The organism is Streptomyces sp. NPDC045956 (assembly GCF_056430705.1).
This window is the reverse complement of sequence record NZ_JBWKKZ010000002.1, coordinates 267,606-289,113: the sequence shown is the minus strand read 5'-3', so window position 1 is coordinate 289,113 and position 21,508 is coordinate 267,606. Positions and strand designations below refer to the sequence as shown.

General features: G+C 72.1%; 17 protein-coding genes. 2 read left to right on the top strand and 15 right to left on the bottom strand.

What is annotated here, in order from left to right; genetic code table 11:
• Position 1: 1 nt before the first annotated feature.
• The 15 genes from AC07FV_RS06970 to AC07FV_RS06900 all read right to left on the bottom strand — a co-directional run bounded on the left by AC07FV_RS06970 (position 2) and on the right by AC07FV_RS06900 (position 17,031).
• Positions 2–808 carry a class I SAM-dependent methyltransferase gene (locus AC07FV_RS06970; RefSeq protein ID WP_479085252.1) on the bottom strand — a complete coding sequence of 269 codons (807 nt, stop codon included), beginning with the start codon at positions 806–808 and terminating at the stop codon, positions 2–4.
• A 6-nt stretch (positions 809–814) separates the two neighbouring features.
• Positions 815–1,723, bottom strand: a complete 909-nt coding sequence (locus AC07FV_RS06965; RefSeq protein WP_479085251.1) for an amidohydrolase family protein — start codon at positions 1,721–1,723, stop codon at positions 815–817.
• The gene (locus tag AC07FV_RS06960) at positions 1,720–3,645 is read right to left on the bottom strand and encodes a beta-galactosidase trimerization domain-containing protein (RefSeq protein WP_479085249.1); all 1,926 of its coding nucleotides are present in this window, start codon (positions 3,643–3,645) and stop codon (positions 1,720–1,722) included. Before AC07FV_RS06960 ends, AC07FV_RS06965 begins: the two co-directional genes overlap by 4 nt.
• Positions 3,633–4,778, bottom strand: a complete 1,146-nt coding sequence (locus AC07FV_RS06955; protein ID WP_479085247.1) for a DegT/DnrJ/EryC1/StrS family aminotransferase — start codon at positions 4,776–4,778, stop codon at positions 3,633–3,635. The genes AC07FV_RS06960 and AC07FV_RS06955 overlap by 13 nt, the downstream gene beginning before the upstream one ends.
• Entirely contained in the window at positions 4,775–5,539 is a 765-nt protein-coding gene (locus tag AC07FV_RS06950; protein WP_479085246.1) for a nucleotidyltransferase family protein, read from the bottom strand. Before AC07FV_RS06950 ends, AC07FV_RS06955 begins: the two co-directional genes overlap by 4 nt.
• Positions 5,536–6,618 carry a glycosyltransferase family 4 protein gene (locus AC07FV_RS06945; protein ID WP_479085245.1) on the bottom strand — a complete coding sequence of 361 codons (1,083 nt, stop codon included), beginning with the start codon at positions 6,616–6,618 and terminating at the stop codon, positions 5,536–5,538. The genes AC07FV_RS06950 and AC07FV_RS06945 overlap by 4 nt, the downstream gene beginning before the upstream one ends.
• Positions 6,615–7,598 carry an NAD-dependent epimerase/dehydratase family protein gene (locus AC07FV_RS06940; RefSeq protein ID WP_479085243.1) on the bottom strand — a complete coding sequence of 328 codons (984 nt, stop codon included), beginning with the start codon at positions 7,596–7,598 and terminating at the stop codon, positions 6,615–6,617. Before AC07FV_RS06940 ends, AC07FV_RS06945 begins: the two co-directional genes overlap by 4 nt.
• The gene (locus tag AC07FV_RS06935) at positions 7,591–8,895 is read right to left on the bottom strand and encodes a nucleotide sugar dehydrogenase (RefSeq protein WP_479085242.1); all 1,305 of its coding nucleotides are present in this window, start codon (positions 8,893–8,895) and stop codon (positions 7,591–7,593) included. The genes AC07FV_RS06940 and AC07FV_RS06935 overlap by 8 nt, the downstream gene beginning before the upstream one ends.
• A gap of 49 nt (positions 8,896–8,944) precedes the next feature.
• Positions 8,945–10,078: a hypothetical protein gene (locus AC07FV_RS06930; RefSeq protein WP_479085240.1), complete on the bottom strand. Its 1,134-nt coding sequence runs from the start codon at positions 10,076–10,078 to the stop codon at positions 8,945–8,947.
• A gap of 47 nt (positions 10,079–10,125) precedes the next feature.
• On the bottom strand, positions 10,126–10,947 hold the full coding sequence (locus tag AC07FV_RS06925; protein ID WP_479085238.1) for a creatininase family protein: 822 nt from the start codon (positions 10,945–10,947) through the stop codon (positions 10,126–10,128).
• 10 nt (positions 10,948–10,957) lie between these two features.
• The gene (locus AC07FV_RS06920) at positions 10,958–11,851 is read right to left on the bottom strand and encodes a beta/alpha barrel domain-containing protein (protein WP_479085237.1); all 894 of its coding nucleotides are present in this window, start codon (positions 11,849–11,851) and stop codon (positions 10,958–10,960) included.
• Positions 11,848–12,393 carry a nucleoside 2-deoxyribosyltransferase gene (locus tag AC07FV_RS06915; protein ID WP_479085235.1) on the bottom strand — a complete coding sequence of 182 codons (546 nt, stop codon included), beginning with the start codon at positions 12,391–12,393 and terminating at the stop codon, positions 11,848–11,850. The genes AC07FV_RS06920 and AC07FV_RS06915 overlap by 4 nt, the downstream gene beginning before the upstream one ends.
• Positions 12,390–13,838, bottom strand: a complete 1,449-nt coding sequence (locus AC07FV_RS06910; RefSeq protein WP_479085234.1) for an aldehyde dehydrogenase family protein — start codon at positions 13,836–13,838, stop codon at positions 12,390–12,392. Before AC07FV_RS06910 ends, AC07FV_RS06915 begins: the two co-directional genes overlap by 4 nt.
• Before the next feature lie 814 nt (positions 13,839–14,652).
• Entirely contained in the window at positions 14,653–16,065 is a 1,413-nt protein-coding gene (locus AC07FV_RS06905) for a condensation domain-containing protein (protein WP_479085233.1), read from the bottom strand.
• 339 nt (positions 16,066–16,404) lie between these two features.
• Positions 16,405–17,031 (bottom strand): response regulator transcription factor, encoded by a 627-nt coding sequence (locus tag AC07FV_RS06900; protein WP_479085232.1) that lies wholly within the window; start codon positions 17,029–17,031, stop codon positions 16,405–16,407.
• Between the two features lie 781 nt (positions 17,032–17,812).
• Between AC07FV_RS06900 and AC07FV_RS06895 the strand changes: the two genes are divergently transcribed.
• Both AC07FV_RS06895 and AC07FV_RS06890 read left to right on the top strand, forming a co-directional pair.
• Positions 17,813–19,672, top strand: coding sequence for an ABC transporter ATP-binding protein (locus AC07FV_RS06895; RefSeq protein WP_479085231.1), 1,860 nt, complete (start codon positions 17,813–17,815; stop codon positions 19,670–19,672).
• Positions 19,672–21,507 (top strand): ABC transporter ATP-binding protein, encoded by a 1,836-nt coding sequence (locus tag AC07FV_RS06890; protein ID WP_479085230.1) that lies wholly within the window; start codon positions 19,672–19,674, stop codon positions 21,505–21,507. Before AC07FV_RS06895 ends, AC07FV_RS06890 begins: the two co-directional genes overlap by 1 nt.
• The last annotated feature ends 1 nt before the right edge of the window (position 21,508 follow it).

The window sequence follows — 21,508 nt, the reverse complement described above, 5'->3', positions numbered from 1 at the left end:
GTTACTTGACGCCCCATGCGAAGAGCCAGCGGCGGGGCACCTCGGTCAGCTCCAGCCGCTCGAAGGTGGTCCGCAGGCCCTGGACCAGCGCCGCGGAACCGAGGGCCAGATCGTCGATCCCGGTCGCGCCCTCGATGAACACCGAGTACCGGCACAGGGCCTCCCAGTCCTGGAGCGTCCAGGCGTACACGGCCTCCTCCGATTTGACCCGGGAGAATCCCGCGGCGGCGAACAGCTCCTCGTGCTGCTGCGGGGTGAGCGTCTGCATGGCCACCGGTCCGGTCCGGGTGACCACGAGGTCGCTGCCCGCCGCACGCAGGGCCTCCCGCGTGGCACGCAGCCAGTGGGCGTAGAAGGGCCGGGTCCCGGGCAGCACGGCCCCCTCGTAGAACAGGGTGTTCAGGGCGCATCGCCCACCCGGTGCGAGCAGCCGGTGACAGCCCTCGACGACTGCGCCGCGCTCCGCCGCCGGTATCTGGTGCATCACGTTGCTGAGCACGGCGACGTCCACGGGTCCGGTCAGGGACTCGACGTCCTGGGCACGTCCCTGTACGAAGCGCACCTTGGGGTCGCGCAGTCGTGCGCGGGCGATGGCGAGTTCGTGCTCCGAGGGATCGATACCGATGACGGCGCCGACGTGGGCGGCGCGGGCGAGGAACAGTTCGGTGGCGAGGCCGGAGCCGCAGCCGACGTCGGCGACGACGCCATCGGCGGGTGCCTCACAGATGTCGACGAGACGCTGGGTCACGTCGCCGTACAGGGGGCGACGCGACATGGCGTCGAACTCGTAACCGTGGACGAAGGACATCGCACCTCAACTCGTCGGTTCGGTCGGGAGGTCGGATTGGTTCGGCCGGGGGGTGCCGGCGAGCAGTCGCTCGGCCGTGCCGCCCATGAGGGCGTGGTACTCCGGCGGTGAGAGCGGGGCGCTGCCCGGTGGCCACAACCCGTGGTCGTGGGCCAACTGCGCCATCCCGGCCACGGATCCGGTCATGGAGGCGAACGGGAAGTCGGTCCCCCACAGCAGGCGGTCCAGGACGCCGCTGTCACGGGCGTACGCCAGTGCCGAGGCCACGGTCGCGGGCGGCTGGTACGAGCCGAAGATGGACAGGTCCGCGTAGAGGCGGGGACGGCGGGCGAGCAGGTCGACGCACTGCCGGGTCCAGGGGGTGCCGAGGTGGGCGAGGATCACCGTGAGGCCGGGGAAGTCCTTGGCCACCTGCTCCACGAGCAGCGGGGAGAAGTAGCGGGGGTCGGCGTTCCGGGAGGGTGTGTACCCGGTGTGCATCAGGACCGGGATGCCGAGGTCCTGGGCTGTCTCGTAGACGTCGTACCACCGGCGGTCCGCCGGGGACATGCGCAGGTAACAGGGGGCTGTCTTCAGCCCGCTCAGACCCAGGGCGGTCACGGCGTGCCGCAGGCGTGCGGCCGCGCCCGGGGTGCCCGCGTCCACGGAGGCGAAGCCGGTGAACCGGTCGGGGTGGCGGGCGCACAGCTCGGCGACGAACTCGTTGGGTACCGAGAAGCCCTCGACACGCCGCACGTCGAAGGCGAGCAGCACGACCCGGTCGACGCCCGCCGCGTCCATCTCGGCGAGCAGCTTCGCCTCCGGCGCGGACAGCGCCTCGGGCGGCATGCCGGTGGTGGCGGTCATCTGCGCGGCGAACCGGGCCGAGTAGTGGCGGTAGTACTCCCCCGCGTGCACATGCGCGTCGATGATCACGAGCGCCGCTCCTCGGACCGTGCCCGGTCGCCCGGGTGGCCCGGGGCCGGCTCCGTGGCCCCGTCGCGCCAGAACAGCAGGCGGACGCCCTTGGGCTCCAGCCACAGCTGCTCCGTGGCCTGCGGGTCGCCGTCCGCGGAGGGACGCCGCGCGGTCGTCCGCACCGGCTCCGGCGAGTGGTTGATCACCACACCGCAGCGCTCGGCGCCGCGGCCGAGCACGGTCGTCTCGACGACCGGGTCGTCGACGGTCAGCGGCGCGCGTACGCCCGCCGCCTCGGCGAGCGCCGCGTACAGCCGGTGCCAGGACGCCTCCTGAAGGCGATAGGGGGCGTTGAGCTGGGCCTCCAGCGGCGCGTTGAGGTAATGGGCGGTCCCCTCGCCCAGCCGGTGGCGGGTCAGCGCGGGTGAGCCGTCGGCGAACGCGGCGAGCACCTCGGCGCCCACCGCGTCGATCACCGGAACGGGACCGGGCTCCCAGTGCAGCGGGTAGTGCTCGCCCGCCCAGGTGAAGCCGGCGTGGGCGCCTGCGGCCAGGGTGAAGTCGCGGACCCGGATGCCGAACAGCCCCTCGTCGCCAGCGCCGTCCAGCAGGCTGCCGGTGGAGTAGAGCAGTACGCCGCCGGAGGTGACGTACCGCTCCAGTCGGCGGCGGTCGGGCAGCGAGAGCTGCCGGACCGAAGGGCAGATCAGCAGGGCGTGGCGCTCCAGTTCCGCGTCGCGGTGGGTGAATTCGTACGGCAGATGCGCCTGCTGGAGGAGCAGATGGGCGTAGAAGGGGGCGGGGGCGTCGCTGCCCGACGGGGTCAGATAGCCGGCGCCGTCCTCGGGCTCGTGCCCGGGAACGAAGACGCCCACCGGGGCCGGCAGGGGCCGGAATCCGGCCAGCTCGCCCGTGACGCGCCGGGCGAACGCCCGGTACTCGGCCAGGGCGGGCTTCTCGCGGCCGTCCGCGGCCAGCAGGCCGACGCGCCGCTCGTTGGGCCGCAGGGCGTACGGCCTGCGGTCGGTGGTGAAGTCCTGCCAGCACCACACGGCCGTGCCGACGGCTCCGGCCGCGAAGGCGGAGTGGGCCGCGGCCCGCAGGTAGCCCGCGGCCGTCGCCTCGTCGCAGCCGTAGCTGCCCAGCTCGTCGACGTACACGGGCCGGTGGGCGCTGCCGCGCCGCACGAGGTAGGGCACGAACGCCGTGGCCTTGTGGGCGGCGACCGACTCGATGTGGAACGGCGTCCACACCGGGAAGCCGTGCAGTCCCAGCAGGTCCAGCGGCCGGGCGTGCTCCGGGCGGAAGGCGTGGCCGCCGAGGACCGCGGACGCCTCGTTGGCCTGGAGGACCAGGGCGGCGGGGTCGGCGGCGCGGATCGCGTCCGCGAGCTTCCCCCACCACGCACGGACCTCGTCCGCGTCCAGCGCCGCGGACGACGCGGAGTCCGCGTGGATGATCTCGTCCCCGAGGTCGTACGCCAGGACGTTCGGCGCGTCCCGCAGCGCGGTGGCGATGTGGTGGACGAAGGCCCGCTGACGCTCGACCAGGTCCGCGTCACGCCACAGGTCCCGGCCCTCCCGCCACGGCGGGTCGAAGCGCTGGCCGTTCATCCAGATGGTGAGCAGGGAGGGAAGGCAGGACAGGCCGTGCCGGTCGGCGGTCGCGGCCAGTTCCCGCACCCGGTCCGTCATCCCCGGGTCGTAGACGCCCTCCTCGGGCTCGAAGTCGGCCCAGAAGACGAAGAACCGCACGGTGTCGACGCCCACCGCGGCCATGCGGCGGAAGTCGTCGTCGACGCGGGCGCCGTCCCACTCCCGCCAGTAGTCGCATCCGGTGGTCGAGGGGTGGTAGTTGACGCCGACGCTGACGAAGGGCCGCCCGTCGCGGTGCGGGACACCGTCGACGAGGGTGACGCGGCCGCCGCTCACCGGCGCCATGCGGAGCTCACCGCCTCCGCGACCCGCCCGACCCCGGCCTCGCCCAGGTCCGGGTACAGCGGCAGGGAGAGCTGACGGGCCATCACGTCCTCCGTGACCGGCAGCAGACCCGGTCCGAGGCCGTAGCGTTCCCGGTAGGCGGTGAACAGGTGAGTGGGCGGATAGTGCACCCCGCTCTGCACCCGCGCCTCGCGCAGCCGGTCCTGCAGCCCCTCACGGTCGGTGCCGGCGGGCAGCAGCACCGCGAAGAGGTGGTGGGCGCCCTCCTCCACCGGCCGGGCGGCGAACGGCACGGTGAGTCCGGGCAGCCCGGCCAGCTGCTCACGGTATCCGAGGACCGCTTCCCGGCGGCGGGCCTGCGCGGCGGGCAGGGCGTCGAGCTGGACACGTCCGATGGCGCAGGCGATCTCCGTGGACCGGTAGTTGAGGCCGAGGCCGTCGACGTCGTAACCGGAGGGCCCACCGCGGTGGCGCTGCTTGGCGCTGACGGTGAGGGCGTGCGAGCGCAGCCGCCTGATCCGCTCGCGCAGGGCGGGGTCGCGGGCGACCACCATGCCGCCCTCGCCCATGGCCAGGTTCTTGGTGGCGAAGAAGCTGTAGCAGCCGATGTCGCCGACCGTGCCGAGCATGCCGTGGACCGAGTCGGTGACGGGAGCGTGGGCGCAGTCCTCGATCAGGGCCAGTCCATGGGCGCGGGCCAGCCGGGAGAGAGCCGTGAGGTCGGCGGAGTGCCCTCCGTAGTGCATGGCGACGATCGCCCGGGTGCGCGGGGTGATGCGGCCGGCGGCGTCCTCGGGGGCGAGGCACAGGTCGTGCGGGCCCTCGATGTCGGCGAACACGGGGGTCGCACCGGACAGGGCGACGGTCGCGGCGGCCGACACGAAGTTCAGCGAGGGCAGCACCACCTCGTCGCCCGGTCCGATGTCCAGGGCCAGCATCGCCAGGTGCAGGGCGGCGGTGCCACTGCTGACGGCGATCGCGGACTCGACGCCGAGGGCGGCGGCGTACTTGCCCTCGAAATCCTCCGTGACGGGTCCGGCCGACAGCCATCCGGAGCGCAGGACCTCCGTGACCGCCTCGACCTCGGCGGGACCGAACCCGGGGCGGTACAGCGGGATGTCGAAGGCCGTCATCCGGTCACCGCCCTCGAGAACGCGCCGGTGCGCGCGCACGGTTCGGCCACGCCCCGCCGGCCCAGGTAGCGGGCCCGGTCGGCGCGGAAGGCCGCGGTGGCGAGGTCGAGTTGCTCGGGTGTGCCGATGTCGCGCCAGTCGCCGTCGATGACGTAGCCCTCGACGCGCTCGCCCTGTGCGCGGGCACGGTCGAGCAGGGCGGGCATGTCGTGCCGTCCCCGGGGCGGCAGGAAGCGCAACAGGGAGGGTTCGAGGACGTAGATGCCGCCACTGACCAGGAAGTTGAGCCGCGGCTTCTCGCGGAAGTCGGTCACGCGCCGTTCCTCGTCGAGTTCCACCACACCGTGCGCGATGTCGACGTCCTGAGGGCTGAGTGCCATCGTGGCGGCGGCCTGCGACTTCTTGTGGTGGGACCACAGGTCGGCGAAGTCGACGTCGGTGAGCAGGTCCGCGTTCATCACGAGGGTGGACTCCTCGAAGGGCGGCAGCAGGGCGAGCGGACCGGCGGTACCCAGCGGCTCCTCCTCCAGCGAGAATTCCAGTTCCAGTCCGGCCCAGCGGTTCCCGCCGAAACTGGCCCGGATCATGTGGGCCCGGTAGCCGAGGGAGAGCGTGACACGGGTGAAGCCCGCGTTCTTCAGCTGCGTCAGGATGATGTGCAGGATCGGTATGCCGTCGATCGGTATGAGGGGTTTGGGGACGGTCAGGGTGGCGGGCCGCAGTCGGCGTCCTTCGCCTCCGGCCAGTACCACTGCTCTCATCGGGCCTTCTCCGTTTGCTTCCGGGCGGCGATCAGCGTGCGGTAGACGGTGTGGACCCGGTCGGCGACCGCGTCCCAGCCGAGTTCCCGGCGCACCCTGTCGTGGCCGTGCCGCCCCATGGCGCGGCGTTCCGAGGGCCGCGCGAGGAGCCGGCCGACCGCCTCGGCGACGGGCCCGGCGGCGGGCCGGGCGAGCAGGCCGTCCCGTCCGTGGGTGACGACCTCCCCGCTGCCGAGGAAGGTGGAGGCGACGACGGGCTTGCGGCAGGCCCACGCCTCCACGTAGACGAGGGGGAAGAGGTCGACGGTGGAGGGCACGCACACCAGCTCGCAGGCGGCGAGCGCGCTGTGCTTGGCGTCCTCGTCGGCCAGGTCGAGTTCGATGACGCGGGGGTCGGCGTACTCCGCGAACCGCTGAGTGCAGTCGTCGTCCCAACGGGGTCCCATGAACACGAAGGAGGTGTCCGGGTGGTCCTCCCAGATGAGCCGGGTCGCCTCCAGGAGCGTGACATAGCCCTTCGAGCGCATCTTGCGGCCGAGGAAGAGCACCATGGGCCCGTCGATGCCGTGTTCGCGGCGGAACCGGGCGGGGTCGGGGGTGCCGGGCAGGTGCGGTCCCTGGCCGATGATGTGCAGGGCCGAATCGCGGACCCCGGCGTCGCGCAGCGTGTCCCGCTCCGCCGCGGAGAGCGCGAAGACGGCGTCCGCGCGCCGGCACGCGTCGAGTACGGCCGCCCGGTCCGGCCAGACTTCGGGCGCGGAGGCCGGGGTGACGGCGAACGGCACGTCCCAGGCCCGTGCCAGGCGCAGGCCGACCGCGATGTCCTGCGGGTGGTAGGCGTCGAAGGCGTGGACCAGGTCCGCCGGGTCGGCGTCGTCGGGGGTGGCCGGGAACGGCTGGACCTTCACGCCGGTCTCCTGCATGAACCGCGCGGTGTCCTGGTCGACGTGGCCCGAGTACACGCCGGCGTCCCATCCGCGCCGGCTCATCGTCGCGGCGAGGTACTGCGTCATCAGCTCGGCGCCGGCCCGTGCCGGGAAGTAGCCGCGGTGGACGTATCGCACGCGCAAGCCGCTCACGCCCCGGTTCCGCGGGCCGCGATGTCCTGTGCGTACCAGGCGCAGGTGCGGCGCAGTCCTTCGTCCAGACCGACCTTGGAGCGGTGGCCGGTCAGTTCGCGCAGCCGGGCGATGTCGGGCAGGCGCCGGGCCGGTGACAGCGGGGGCGCGGGGTGGACGTCGACGGCCGGGTGACGGTCCAGGGTGTCGAAGACCTTTCGGGCCAGGTCCCTGATGCGGATCTCCTCCTCGTCGTTGCCGACGTTGACGAGCAGGGGTTCTTTGGTCGGCAGGGCGGTCAGCGCGATGATCGCGTCGACGGCGTCGTCGACGTGGCAGAAGGCGCGGGTCTGGTCGGCGCCGTGGATCTCGAAGGGGTCGGCACCACTGAGCAGCCGCTCGACGAACTGCGGGATCACGTGGTCGTAGCCCATGCGCGGGCCGTAGACGTTGTGGAACCGCACCATGCGCAGGGGGAAACCGTGGGCGCGTGCGTAGGTGCGGCACAGCACCTCCCCCGCGATCTTGCTGAAGCCGTAGGACGAGCGGGCCACGGTGGGGTCGGGCAGCATCAGCGGAACGTCCTCGGCGGTGGGCACGGCGGCGAGGCCGGCCTCCACGCTGCCCGCGTACGCCTCGCTGGACGAGGCGAAGCAGAGGGTCGCGCCGGTCAGCCCCGAGAGCCAGTCGAGGAGGTGGACGGTGGTGAGCAGGTTGGTCCGCAGCACCCGTCGGGGGTTGTCGTTGGACTCGGCGACTCCCACCACGGCGGCCAGGTGGTAGACCTCGGTGAAGTCGTCGGCGAGCAGCCCGTCGGGCACGGGGGTGGTCAGATCGTGTTCGACCAGCTCGACGTGGCCGAGCAGATCGGACAGCGCGGTGTCGGACCGGCCCCTGCTGAAGTCGTCGAGCAAGGTGACGTCGCAGGTGGCGGACAGTCGGCGGGCCAGGTGCAGGCCGATGAAGCCGGCCCCTCCGGTGATCAGGGTCTTCTTACGCACGGCCGAGCCTCATCGCCTTCGTCGAGGGCGGGAGCACCCGCCAGGTGTCGTAGACCACGGCCGGCTCCGCCATCCGCGCCACCAGGTCCGCGGCGTCGATGTCGCCGTAGCGGGGGTGGTCGTTGAGGAGGATGGCCGCGTGGGCCCCGGTGAAGCCCTCGGTCAGGTCGACCGCGCGGACGCCCAGCGCCTCGATGCGGGCCGACGGCACCACGAAGTCGTGGCCGACGATCTCCTTGACGTGCTCCCTGAGGAACGGCAGCAGGCGCTCGTAGGGGGCGCCGCGCAGGTCGTCGGTCTCGGGACGGCCCTTGTAGGCGAAACCCGAGAGCAGGATCCGGGCGTCGGCCGGGTCCTGGCCCTGCTCCCGAAGCGCGGCCAGGACGCGTTCACCGACCTTGCGCGGCATGGACTCGTTGAGGCTGCGGGCTGCCGTGATCATCTGCGGCGTGTGGCCGTACGCGGCGACCGAGTGGGCGAGGAGGTAGGGATCCTTGGTCAAGCAGCTGCCGCCGACGAAGCCCGGCTTGTGGAGGGTGGGCCTCGGGTAGCCGAGGTTGGCGGAGTCGATGACCTCCCGCGCGTCCAGACCGAGTTTCTCGGTGAGGAGAGCGACCTCGTTGCCGAAGCCGTAGATCAGGTCGGTGTGGCAGTTGCAGACCAGCTTGACCAGTTCGGCGGCCTCCAGTGAGGAGACGGGCACCACCTGGTCGGTGAGGGTGGCGAAGAACTCCGCCGCCCGCTTGCCGGCCTCGTCGGTCAGACCGCCGACGATCTGCGGCAGCGACAGCACTTCCGCGAGCGCCTGCCCCTGGATGGTGCGCTCGGGACAGTAGGCGAGCAGCGGTTCGGCGGTCCTGCGGCGCAGGACGGGCAGCACCAGGTCACGCGAGGTGCGTACCGGGACGGTGCTGCGCACGATGACCAGGGTGTCGTCGTCGGTGCCCGCCGCGATCGCCTCGGTGGCGGCCCGCAGGTGGCTCAGGTCGGGCGTGGCGCCGCCGGCCTGGATGGGTGTGCCGACGCAGATGATCACGACGGGGGGCAGTCTCCGCTCGCCGAGGTCGCCGGTGACGGCGAAGGCGCCGGACTCGACGCCGTCCCGGACGGCCTCCTCGACGCCCGGCTCGGCCACCTGGAGCCGCCCCTGGGCGAGTTCCTCCGCCACCACCGGATTGTTCTCGTAGCCGAGGACGCTTCTGCCCGTGCTGAGCAGCGCGGCGGCGAGTGTGACGCCGACGTAGCCCAGCCCGACGACGCACACGTCGAATTCCTCGTACGGCCTGTTCGCTGGCATTGACATGACTCCCTGGAAGTGGCGCGTGGGAAGGTGGAGCGGCGGTGGGTCAACCGACGACCCAGTGGGTCTTCTCGGCTCGGCCGCCGAGCTGCCGTTTCTGGTCGTCCAGGCCCTTCACCTCGGAACCGCCCGCGTCGACCTCGCGAATGCCGTGCCGCCACATCTTCTGGAACACGGTCAGCCAGACGTACTGGGGAATGGCGGTGAAGCCGGTGGGGTCCTTCAGGACGCCGGTCAGCCGCTCGGGAAAGCGCATGGTCATCGTGCAGTAGAGCGAGGCCCTGAGCGGGGCGGTGCGCTCGCCCGCGAAGAACAGCACGGGGATCTCCTCGCCGTCCGGCAGGAAGAGGCCGCCGAGATAGGCGAAGTAGTCCCGTTCGTTCTGCCCGCCAGGGCGCTGGGTGATCAGCGCGCGGTAGTCCTCGGGGGTGGAACCGACCAGGGTGCCCTGCTCCCGGCGGGCGTCGAAGTAGCCCTCGACGATGGCGCGGGCCTTGCGCGTCTCCGGCTCGGTGTAGCCGTACGGGCGGACACGGAACTGCAGGTGGTCGTTGCGCCGGAGGAAGTTCTCGAACCGGCGGAAGGCGAGACGGCTCTTGCTCTTGTACCTGCGGTGCTCCTCGCTCGGCAGGTTGCGCACGCGGAGGCTGCCGTCCGGCTGCTCGTCGAAGAGCGTGTCGAGGTAGTAGACGCGGTTGGGGTGGGTCTCGTCCTCCTCGGGCGCCACCGGATGCCACGGGTCCTTGGTCACCGGGGCGAAGCCGGCGTCCAGGAAGGCGGCGTGGTCCTCCGGCGCCAGGTGGCGGACGTAGACCGAGGTCAGGGCGAGCCCGGCCTCGCGGACGGCGGCGATGAAGGACGTGACGGCCGCCACCTTCTCCGGGCCCTTCGGCGCGACGATGTGCAGGTGCTTCGCCGGGCCGTCCTCCTTGCTGAAGTAGCCGACGCCGAAGAGGTTCTCGCCGTCGTGGTACACCAGGCCGTTGGGATGGCGGGTGCTGGTGCCGCGCAGGTTGTAGCCGTTGGTGTACAGCATCAGCCCCAGGTGCCCCATCGCGAACGACCCGTCCTTGAATCGCTGGATGGCGTCGAAGGACTCCTCCACAGGGCGCAGCTTGTCCCCGAAGAGGCTCTCCAGGCGGGCTTCGAACTCATCGCGTTCATGGGGAGGCAGGCGCATGGGTTCTCCTCTGGTCGAAGGCGCGCGGTGCACGAGTACGGTCGTGCTCACGGGGACGCGGCGACGTGCCCGGGGCCGGTGGACGCGGCGGGCCGGCCGGCGGCGTCCCGGGCGGGCTTGCCCAGCAGTTCGACGATGCCGTCGACCAGGTGCCAGAACAGGCGCTCCCCCAGCTCCGCCGAGGCGCCGGTGGCGGAGGACAGCACGCCCTGGTTGGAGATCTCCTCGACGTCGACGGGGTGCCGGTAGACCCCCGCGGGCGGTGGCGAGGCGTGGCTGGGCCGCTCCGCGCGCACGACGTCGGGGCGCAGGTACATCATCAGGCTCGTCTCGGTCAGCCCCGCGTGCTCCGCGTGCCAGCCGGGGAACCGCGGGATGTGCTCGCCGAGCCAGTCCTCGGTGACCAGGCTCCACCAGCTGAAGGCGACCACCTCGGTGTCGGGGAACACGGTGCCCGGCGCACACCCGTCGATCGCCTCGAAGAGCAGACCCTCGTTCTCGTAGTGCCCGTTGATCACGACGAGCCGGCCGAGGCCGAGGCGGGACAGGGCCGTCAGGCAGTCGGTGAGGTACGCGATGAAGGTGGCGCCGCCGAGATGCACGGTGCCGGGGAAGTGGAGCCCGCCACCACTCTGGGGCAGCGACCTCGCCGAGACCGGCTGGCCGGGCAGCAGCAACCCGCCGACCTCCGCGGCCACCTGCCGGGCCAGCGCGTCGGGGATGTCCATGTCGACGGAGAGCGGAAGGTGGGGGCCGTGCTGCTCCAGCCCTCCCACCGGCCACACCAGGGTGGCGCCGCGCATGGCGGTCGGCACCTCCGGACTGGTCAGGTCTCCGTAACGGGGTACGTTCGTGTCGCGTTGCCGCATCGCCCTCACCTCATGACCTCTTGACACTGCGCCCGACCAGGTCCGCCACCGTGCCGCCGTGCGTGCCCAGCCAGTCGTCGAAGCCCTCGCGGATGGCCCGGAGCGTGGCGTGCATGTCCCGGTGCAGTGCGGTGTAGACCTGGACGGCGTCGGCACCCACGCTCAGGTACTCCGCCACGTCCTTGCCGTTCTCCACACCGCCGCTGGCCATCACCGGCACCGTGAGCCCGGCGCGGCGCAGGCCGAAGATCTCGGCGAGCACGAGCGGTTTGATCCCGGGCCCCGAGTAACCGAACGCTCCTCCGAGGCGCACTTCACCCGTGTCCGCGTCGACGGCCAGTCCGGCGAGGGTGTCGCTCAGCGTGATGGCGTCCGCACCGCAGGCCAGGGCCGCCTCGACTCGCTCCCGCAGCCGCTCGCCGGCCGCCAGCTTGACGCTGAACGGCACCGGCGTGCGGCGGCGCACCGCATCGGTGTACGCGGCGACGCGTTCCGGGGTGTCGTCCAGCCCGCCCTCCTCGTTCAGGCAGGAGATGCCCAGTTCCAGGGCGGGGCTGCCCGCCTGTCGCACGCGGTCGGCCAGCTCGGCGAGTTCGTCCGGGGACTCCGCGTGCACGGAGGCGATCACCGGCAGCCCGTCGTCGGCGAACCGGCGGAGCATCGCACACCAGTCGCCGACCGGCCGACGGGAGTACGTGGTGCTGTTCAGCAGGCCGGTGGGCAGGCGCAGCAGACGTTCGTCGCCGGCGGGGCCGGGGTCGGGGTGGATGGTCTTGGTGACCACGGCCGACGCCCCGTCGTCGAAGAGGCGGCGGATGTTGCGCTCCTGGTCGGTGAGCAGCCCGGAGCCCACCACGACGGGGGACGACAGCCGCAGCCCCAGAATCCGCGCGGTGCCGTTCACTCGGACATCACGGCCTCCCGGCCCAGCTTGTCGAGCAGCCGGAGCAGTTCGGCGGGATGGGCACGGGCCTCGGCCAGGTCGAAGACCGTCACGTCGCCGACGGAGGGCAGTCCGCGCAGCAGGTGGCTCGCGTTGGGCGCCATGGGCGTCGGCGTGACCACGACGATGGGCCTGCCGAGCGCGGAGGCCCAGCCGAGTTCGACGTGGGTGCCGTCGGTGCGCATCAGCTCGCCCGCGGCGTCCACCGGGAGCACCGGTACGAAGACGTCGCAGCGGCGCATCCAGTCGTAGTCCCGGACACTGACCTGGTCCGGGGTGAACAGGGCGGTGTCCACGCCGAACTTCTCGGCGACATGGGCGGAGAAGACCGTGCCGTTCGCGGCCGTGACGGCGTCGATGATGTCCCGGATCGCGTGCCGCAGCGGCTGGTGGAAGCCTTCGTCGCGGAGGGCGTGCTGGATGGGCCCGCCGACGAAGACACTGACTCCGGTCATGTCGAGGCCCTCCGTCCTGTCGACGCCGGCCACCGTGGTGTCCCTCATGACATCTCCCGATCTGCTTGGCGAAGCGCGATGTGGTGCACCTTGAGCTGCGTGTACTCGTGAAGGCCCCAGGGGCCGTACTCCACGCCGATCCCCGAGTCCCGATGGCCGCCGAAGGGCACGTCGTGCCGCAGGACGCCGTGGGTGTTGATCCACACCGTGCCGCACCGCGGCCGGTCGGCCAGGGCCCGGGCCCGGTCCTCGTCGCCCCACAGGGAGCACCCCAGCCCGTACGGCGAGGCGTCGGCACGGTCGATCGCCTCCTCCGGGTCGTCGTACGGGACGACCGGGACGACCGGGCCGAACTGCTCCTCCTCCTCGAGGCGGGTGCCCGCCGGGAGGTCGGTGACGACGGTGGGAGGATAGAAGTGGCCGGGCCGGTCGGGGACGAGGCCGCCGGCCAGGACCCGGGCGCCGGAGCGGACGGCCTCGTCCACCATGCCCGCGACGCGGTCCCGCTGGGCGCGGCTGACGAGCGGGCCGTACTCGGTGGCCGGGTCGAGGCCGTCACCCACGACGGCGGCGCTCGCCAGGTCGGCCATGGCCGCGGCGAGACGGTGGTACTGCGTGCGGTGCGCGTAGACGCGTTTGACCGCGGCGCAGAACTGCCCGCTGTTCGTCATGGCCCGGGTGAACAGATCCCCCGCGACGGCGTCGACGTCTGCGCCGGGCAGGACGACGGCGGCGTCGTTGCCGCCGAGTTCCAGCACGATCCGCTTGAGGCCGGCGGCGGCCTGCCGGGCGATGGCGCGTCCGGTGTCGACCGAACCGGTGAAGGACACCAGCCGGACCGCGGGGTGGACGGTGAGCCGGGCACCCGACTCCGTGCCGCCGCCCACGACCGCGAAGGTGCCGGCGGGCAACACCTCCCGGAGGGTGTCGCCCATCATGAGGCTGGACAGCGGCGTGTCCGGGGAGGGCTTGAGGACCACGGTGTTGCCGGCCAGCAGCGCGGGCGCGATCTTGCACACGGCCAGCAGGACGGGGTAGTTGGAGGGCGCGATCGCCACGACGACGCCGTGGGGAACACGCTCCAGATCCACGCGGACGGACGGCTCGTCGACCAACCGTTGCGGGCTCAGGTCCAGCCGGGCGGTATGGGCGAACCAGTCGGCCGCCAGGCGCACTTCGGCCCGGGCGTGCCTCAGGGGTTTGCCCTGTTCCCGGGTGAGCAGGTCCGCCATCGGCTCCACGACGGCCAGGAGGGCGCGGTGGCAGGCCAGAAGGCGCTCGCGACGGACGTCGAGCGGTGTCGCCGCCCAGCCGGGGTGGGCGCGGAGCGCGTCGTCCAGGACCGCGTCGACCTGATGGGGCGTGCACCCCGGGGTGTGGGCGAACACCTCTCCGAGGGCGGGATTCTCGACCGGTGCCGGTCCGTACCGCTCGGCCCCGGCGCCTTCGGCAGGGAGTGTGCGGGTGACCGGCCCGGCGGCGCGGGCGTTCACCCGCAGCACCCCGTTCGCCGCGGCACGCGGTCGAGGCGGAACTGGTTCGATCGGTGGGCGAGTCGGACTTCGAGTACGGGCATATGCTCCCGCCAGGAGGAGGTCGCGTCGGGACGGTGGCCGAGGAGGGGAGGCGGACGGGTACGGGTTGCCGGGGCATCCCGCGAGCCGGTCCGGCCGGCGGTGGAGGGTCAGCGGTGGGCGGCTTCGCCGGGCATGCGCGCAGTGGCCGCCAGGACGGCGGGCCCAGGGCACTGGACGGCGTCCGGTTGCGGGACCGCCGCGCTGTTGCCCGGCCTGCCCTGTTCCGGGTGGCTCGGAGAACAGTCTTGCCAGGGCACGGTGAGGGTGCCACCCCCACTTTGGGCTATGGTCATCCGGCTACGCCGAACGCCCGGCCGGATGCGCCTGGTGGGCGTGGGCGGGTGCGGGGACCATGAGGAACGCGGATGCCCCCCGGCCACGCGCGCCTCAGCCGGCGCGAGGACCCGCGAGGGGGCTCTCCGCTCCCCGGACTCCTCGCGGCCTCCGGAGACGTGCGCCGCACGTGTGCGCCGGAGTTGCCCATCGCTTGTCTTCCGGGGCGGGGCCCTGCGGTGCACCGCCTCAGCGCGAGCCCGGGCGACGGGTTGTTCCGGGCCGGCCGCGCGAGCCACCGCACCGGCACCACGGGCCGCGGCAGGGGGTCGGCGCAAGCGGCGCCCCGGGCGCGATGGCACCGGCAAGGGGCCATGCCGCCGGAGCCCGCGGCCACAGCCCATGCGATGCGGTCCGGTGCCCTGGGCCGTGTCAGCCCGCCCGGGGGCGAGGCCCGTCAGAGCCCGTCCGCCACCGCGTGTTCGGCGTGCTCGACGAGCGCGCGTTCGACGTCGTACAGGAAACCGCGGACCTCGGACGGCGTGAGCGCCCTGGTGTCGGCGTTGAGTACCAGCCGGACCCAGCCCGGTTCCTCGTCGTCGATCACCAGGAAGAAGGTTTCGCCCTCCTCGAACTCGTGGGACGCGACCACAGTGTCCGCCATCGCCGTCCGCAGGGCAGCGCCGGACACCCGGCATGTCCGGTCCCCCGCCGCCTCCGGCAACCCGTGGCCCGCCCTGATGTCGTTGAAGCAATATGACAGGTCGACGGGGACACCCCGCTCACGGGTGGTGGCCTCGAACAGGTCCGACACCTCGTCCGGGTCGTAGAGACCGTTGGCGTAGGCGGCGGTGCAGGCGGCGAAGGCGCGGCGGGCGATGTCCTCGACGCGATCCCCCTCCAGGTCGACCGTCACGGCGACCTCGGCATGCAGGTTGGCGACGGTGCCGCGCAGCTCGGGGTCCGACCGGTTGGCCGTGAGCAGGCGCAGGGTGCACGAGGACGATCCGGCCCGGCGTCCGAGGAACCGGGCGACGACGGTCAGCAGCACCGCGGAGGTGCTCACCCGCCAGTGCCGCGCCAGCACCGGCAGCGCGAGGGCCACCGCCCGGGAGTCCAGAGCGGCGCTGTAGCGCGCGGCCGCCGTGGTCTCGCCGTCGGTGCCGGCCGGCCGCCCTCCGGTCCCGCCGCGCACGGGGAACAAGGTGGTGGGCGCGCCCGCGAGTTGACGGCGCCAGTACGCATGGGCGCGACGCAGCAGGGCCCGGCCGCGCGGGGAGCGCTCGAACCACGCCTGTTCGACGGGCTGCCGGGACGGCACGGCGGGCGGGAAGGGACGCCCGACGGAGGCGGCGTCGAGCAGCCGGGGCGCCTCGTCGGCCAGCAGACGCAGTGACATCAGGTCCGCCGCCAGATGGGACACGCAGAAGCCGGCGAGCACCGGTGCTCCGTCGGCGACGGTGACCATGAACCGGATCAGCGGGGCGCGAGCCGGCTCGAAGGGGGAGTGCCGCATGCGAAGCCGCCAGGCTTGCAGCACGCTCTCCTTGTCCTCACCGTGGCCGATGGTCCACACCTCGGCCTCGAACTGCCCTGATCCGGCGATCCGTTGGACGAGGGCGCCGTCGGGGGCGCGGCTGAAACCGGTACGCAGCGACTCGTGGCGGCCGAGCAGTTCGGCGAAGACCGCGAGCAGGTCCTGTGCGGTGCCGCGACCGGGCAGGTCGACCCAGTGGCACACGTTGTAGAAGGCGGCATCCGGCAGTTGACGCTCCATCAGGTTCCACATGTGCCGCTGGGCGCAGGTGGCCGGCGCGACGGCGGTCCGTCGCCCGCGGAACGGAACACGGTGCGTAACGGGCAGCGCCACGGCTCGCTCCTCTCCGGGGCTGTCACGCCCCGCTCACCGTAGCGACCGCCCGGCGCGGGCGGCACCGGTACATGTGGCCCTGCCCGTTCGGGTACACCGGTCGCGCGCCCGCTTGAGACTTCCCCACGGAACGCCAGTCCCTGGAACATCGCCCCATGAGACGTTGCCCGACGCGCCACGACGCATGGTGGCCCGGTCACCGGGGCGGCGACCGGGCCGACGCCCCGTCCGCCACCCGCGACCGCCGGACGGAACCACCAGCGCCCGGTCACCGAGCCGCGAGACGGACGGCACGGTGACCGGGCGCGTGACGGGGACGCCGCCCGCCGCTGAGGCCTGTCAGCAGCTGATGAGACCGTTCTGTATGGCCGTCACCACGGCGGCGGTCCGATTGGGTGCCCCCAGTTTCAGCAACAGGCTGGCGACGATGCGCTTGACGCCATGGCTGGATATGCCGAGGCGCCGGGCGATCTGCTTGTTGCTCATGCCCTCGGCGAGCAGGAGCAGCACCTCGTTCTCCCGGGTGGTCAAGGAGACCTCGCGCTGCCGGTGGTGTCCCGACTCGCGGAGGCGGTGCAGCAGTCCTCTGGTAACGGAAGTGGGCATGGGCACCTCCCCCGCCAGCGTCCGCCGCAGTGCCTCCTCGACCGCGGAGGCGGTCAACCCGTCCTCCACCAGGAACCCGTCGGGCGCCGGGGGTCCGGCGAGTATCTCCTCGCGCACGTCGTCACTGCTGAGCAACAGCATTAACTTGGGCCGTCGGCGCCGGACTCCGGCGAGCACTCCGCGATCGCGGACGTAATCGTCCTCGTGCAGCAGCAGGACGTCGACTCGACCCGCGCCCAAGGCATCCTCCACTTCCCTCCAGTCACCGCAGTGCCTGACCTCGCCCACGGAAGGGGCGTCCGACAGCACGGCTCGCAGCCCGAACCGCGGGGTTCCGTTGCGCACAAGAGTGGTCACCACGAGCTGGTCTCCTTGACAGGGGGGGTGGCACAGCGTCTGGCTCACTCGTACTCCTCCTCACTGCCGCCCTGCGCCTCTGGCCCCCGGAGAACGCGACTGCCCCGTACCGGCGCGCCGGTACGGCCGAGTTGCCATGAACACGCAATAGCGACTCACGCTCAACAATGACGTTCACGGTACCCAGACGAATGGTTCCGGATCAACCATTCCCATGGTTTCGCGCGAGCGGCCGGCACACCCCCGCAATGCCCACCATGCACGCGATCCGCCCGCTGTTTAATTTTCACCTACTTGCTGCATTTCACACCTCAGAGTCAGGCTTTCGTTTTTCTCGAAAAACAAGTAGCTTCCATGCCGAGGGAAGCCCGCACCCCATGCACCGCCGCGGGAAAACTCGACGACGCAGCCCGAACCTCGATCCACCACACCACAGAAATACCATCTGAGCAGGGACGACATCCGTCCGTCCCGGCGCGCCGCCATCCCGGCCACGCCGCCTCGTCACGCGCCGGACGAACACTCGCCTGCTTCGGCCCGCGGGTGGGCGCCTTGCTCGGATCTCCTGTACGCGGCCCTCCGCGGAACACATCGGAGAGCAGCGACCACTTCCCACGGCGCCCGGCGACGCCCCGGTGCCATTTTTGAGCCAGGCTGGAAAATCCCGCGCGGCCGGGAGCCGCGAAATTCGGGAAGCAATGGCCGAAACCATGGGCCGATCATTTTTTCCGGGACCCGCCGGTTCGCATGTGACCCAGCCACCGACCCCTGAGAAGGAGTGCCGATGACCGCCGAGACCGTCCCCACGGGGAAGGATCCGGCCGACACAGCGGGCCCGGACGGTGCCGCTCACGGTGCCGAGGCGCCGGCCGGCGTGCCCCGCTGGCTGCTGGCGCAGATGCGGCCGTTCCGGCCGTACATCGCCCTCCATCTGCTGGGCAGCCTCGTCTGGCAGTCGTTGAACGCGGCGATCCCCCTGGTCGTCGGCCTGGCCTTCGACGCGGTCCTCGACCACGACGGATCCGCACCCGACTTCGGCGCCTTCCACGCCATCGTCGGCGTTCTGCTGGCGCTCGTGGTCGTCCGGGCGGCGGGCGGCATCGTGGCCACCTACTGCCTGGAGTCCTTCGCCAGCGGGCTGGAGCGCGAGGCGCGCGCCCAGGTCTTCGCCAGTCTGCTCCGCAAGAGCCAGGGCTACTTCAACCGGCGCCGGATCGGCGACCTGTCCGCCCGTGCCACCGGCGACACCGAGTCTCTGAACCTGATGGTGTCGCCCGGCTTCGACATGGCGGTCGACCTGGCCCTCAACGTCCTGATGCCGATCGTCTTCATCGCCCTGGTGGACCCGCGGCTGCTGCTGTCACCGGTCGTCTTCGTCCTGCTGTTCGCGGTGGCCCTCGCCGAGCAGGGGCGGCGTCTGGAGCCCGTGTCGGACCTGGCCCGGGAGCGCTTCGGCGACATGACGGCCCAGGCCACCGAGAGCGTCGCCGGGGTCGAGGTGGTCGAGTCGACGGGCGGCGTCGACCAGGAGCGTGGCCGGTTCGCCGACCTGGCCACGGCCTACCGCGACGCCTCCGTGCGCCAGATCCGCACTCAGGCGCTGTCCCTTCCCCCACTGCTGCTGACCCTGGCCACCGCGGGCGCCCTGGTGCACGCCGTGGTCCTGCTGCGTGGGGGTTCCCTGAGCATCGGCGAACTCGTCGCCGTACTCGGCCTGATGGGCACCCTGCGCGCGCCCACCCAGCTCGCCTCCTTCAGCCTCGGGCTCATCCACCTCGGCATGGCCGGGGCCCAGCGGATCAAAGAGGTCGTCGACGACCCGGACGGCGAGGACGAGCAGGGCGGCCCGCATGCCGCGCCGCTCACCGGTGAGGTCGCCATGGAGCACGTCACCTTCGGTTACGAACCCGGCGAGCCGGTGCTGTCCGACGTGTCGTTCCGGGTGGCTCCCGGCAGCACCGTGGCCGTCGTCGGCGCCACCGGCAGCGGCAAGTCCACGCTGCTGCACCTGCTGAACCGCACCTACTCCCCCGACGCGGGGCGCGTGCTGATGGACGGGGTCGCCACCACGGAATGGGACACCGGGTCGCTGCGCTCGCAGATCGCGGTCGTCGAACAGGACGTGGTGCTGTTCTCCCGGACCATCGCCGAGAACCTCGCGCTCGGCGCGGAGAGCGGCGTCGGCCGCGCCGAACTGGAGGCCGCGGCCCGTACCGCCCAGGCCCACGACTTCATCACGGCGACCGAGCATGGCTACGACACCGTCCTCGGCGAACGCGGGGTCACCCTGTCCGGCGGGCAGCGTCAGCGCCTGGCCATCGCCCGCGCGCTGGTGGCCGATCCCCGCGTCCTCGCCGTGGACGACGCGACCAGCGCCGTCGACGCCGTCACCGAGCACGAGCTGCAACGCGCCATGCGGCAGGCCTCGGCCGGGCGGACCACGTTCCTCGTCACACCCAGACTGTCCCGTATCCGTGCCGCGGACCACATCCTCGTCCTGGACGCCGGCCGGATCGTCAGCCAGGGCAGCCACGAACAGCTCCTGCGGGACTGCCCGTTCTACCGACGGATCTTCGCGCCCTACCTGGACGAGCCGGCTCCCTCCGGCCCGCGCACCGTGGGCGACGGGAAGGAGAGCCACTGATGGCGCACTTGCTGGAGGGCATCGAGCAGGACGGCTACGACCGCCGCTACCGCGACCGCGAGCTGGCCCGCCGTATCGCCCCCTACTTCCGCAACAGGGGCGGCACGGTGGCGTTCGTGGCCATCGCCGTGGTCGTCGCCGCCGCGGCGGGCAGCGCCGTACCCCTGCTGCTGGCCAGAACCGTCGACTCCGCCCTGAGTGACGACCGCGACGGCCGGGTGGCCTGGCTGGTGACGGCCGTCCTCGCCGCGGGCACGATCGCCTGGCTGTTCACCTACCTCCAGGAGCGGATGGCCGGGACCCTGGTCAGCGACGTCGTCCTCAGCCTGCGCCGACGCGTGTTCGAGGCGGCCGTGCGACAGGACATGACGTTCCACGACACCCACGCCACCGGTGTGGTGGTCAGCCGGGTCACCAATGACACACAGGCGTTCGCGACGCTGATCAGCCTCGTACTCAGCCTGCTCGGCCAAGTACTGATGATCGTCATCCTGCTGACCGCGCTGTTCCTGATCAACGTGCCGCTCGCCCTGGTGACGACGCTCGTCGCCGCGGTCGTCGTCGCCGTCAGCCTCGCCTTCCGGCGCGCCGCGCGCAGCGCCTCCCTGCGGCAGCAGGAGGCACTGGCCGAGGTCAACGGCTATGTGCAGGAGACCCTGCGCGGCATCGCCGTGACGCGCAACCACAGCCATCAGCGGACCGCGCAGGCCGGACTCGACGAGGTCAACCACCGCTGGTTCCGGGCGAGCGTGCGGTTGAACCGCATGTTCAGCGGCATCTTCCCGCTGTTGATCTCGCTGACCGGGCTGGGCACGGTCGCCGTGGTCCTGCTGGGCGGCCACGGCGTGGACTCCGGCAGTGTGACGGCGGGTCAGTGGGTGCTGTTCCTGGAGGCCCTGGTCCTGTTCTGGTCGCCGCTCACCAGCATCGCCTCCTTCTGGAGCCAGCTCCAGCAGGGCCTGGCCGCCGGGGAACGGGTCTTCGCGCTCGTCGACCGCGAGCCCGCGGTGCGTCAGCGCGACAGCCTCCCCGTCCCGCGCCTGCGCGGCGAGATCACACTGCGCGACGTCCGCTTCGGCTACGACGCCCGGCACCCCGTCCTCAAGGGCGTGAGCCTGACCGTCCCGGCGGGACGCACCGTGGCGCTCGTCGGACACACCGGGGCCGGCAAGTCCAGTCTGGTGCGGCTGATCACGCGCGCGTACGAGTTCCAGGAGGGAGGCATCGAGGTAGACGGACAGGACGTGCGCACCCTGGACCTCGACCAGTACCGGCGCTGCCTCGGTGTGGTGACGCAGACCCCGTTCCTCTTCTCTGGGACGGTCGCCGACAACATCGCCCGCGGGCGACCGGGCGCCACCCGCGACGACGTCGAGACCGCCGCACGTGCGGTGGCGGACGGCGACTGGCTGGCCCAGCTCCCGCAGGGCCTGGACACCCCCACCGACGAGGGCGGACGCAATCTGTCCACCGGTCAGCGGCAGATCGTCGCCCTCGCCCGGGTCTTCCTCCAGGACGCTCCGGTGTTGATCCTCGACGAGGCCACGGCCAGCATCGACCCCCTGACGGAGGCACAGGTGCAGGAGGGTCTGGACGCCCTCGCCAAGGAGCGCACCACCATCGTCGTCGCCCATCGGCTGCCCACCGTCCGCAAGGCCGACACGATCGTCGTCGTCGACGACGGACGGATCACCGAGGAGGGGGACCACACCTCCCTGCTGGCCCGCGGCGGTGCCTACCACCGCCTGTACGACCGGTACTTCCGCCACCAGCTGCCCGACGACGACCCCGCCGACGACCCGCGACCGCTGTCCGCCGTCGAGAGGAAGGCGTGAG